The sequence below is a fragment of the Pseudomonas sp. FW305-E2 genome (assembly GCF_058782925.1).
In genome coordinates, this window is sequence record NZ_JBYSYE010000098.1 from 1 (window position 1) to 914 (window position 914).

Consider the following 914-nt stretch of genomic DNA (forward strand, 5'->3'; position numbering starts at 1 on the left):
CTGTCGTGGTTGAAGGGCGCCACTCCGACCAGGGAGGCAATTTCTCTGGATTCAACCCGACCCAGCTCCGGCAGCAGCGCTACTAGCTTGCCCGCTGTCACCATCCCAATGCCTTTCACTTTAATCAGTTGGGTAACCCGTTCGTCGTTCAGCATCGCGGTTTGCTGTTCGATCTCACGCTCAACCAGTTTGATCTGCGCTTTGAAGTGTTTCAGGTTGGCATTCAGGTAGTTAGCAACTGCAGTCGATTGCACCTGCTTCAGGCGCCGCAGGTCGTCATCTCGCTGTTGAACCAACCGATCACGTTGCTGAAGCAACTCTCGCAGAAGCGCTCGTTCGGGGCTGATTCGCAGGGAGGGTTGATCTGGAATGACTTCGGCATAGTGCGCCAGAACCTCGGCGTCGATGGCGTCAGTCTTGGCCTTGATGCCTAGAGAGTCAGCGAATGACCTGGCTCGCCTGGGATTAACGCGTATGACCTTGTAGCCAGCGTCCTGTAGAAAACGCATGACATCTCGCTCGTAGCCACCCGTCGCCTCTAACAGGACGCGCTTGATACTGAGCTTGCGAAGGCTCTCCAGTAGCGCCTCAAAGCCTGTGGGATCATTGCTTAAATGCATTTTGATGCCCTGTGGCCGCACCGCAGCATCAAGGGAGAGACTGGAAACATCGATACCCAAGAAGGAAGCCATCACCAAAACCTCCTAAACTCAACACAGTGAGAGGACTTTGGCTTGGCCCACGCTTGTGATTCGAGATCAGAGCCGCATCCAACTGTTCGGGCTCTCGCCAAAGTGGAACGGTGAATGGCAGCTTGTGCTCCCACACGTGCTCAAGGCACCTACGGCATTCAGCTTGCCATTCACCGCTCTCACTCCAGATTCTAATCCCCCATCAAGACACAAGCGGCCTTG

General features: G+C 55.1%; 1 protein-coding gene. It reads right to left on the reverse strand.

Going from position 1 to position 914, the window contains the following annotated elements; genetic code table 11:
• A partial coding sequence (locus tag AC3WLP_RS27840; RefSeq protein WP_491131992.1) for an IS110 family transposase occupies window positions 1–692 on the reverse strand: 692 nt, incomplete at its 3' end.
• Window positions 693–914: the final 222 nt, after the last annotated feature.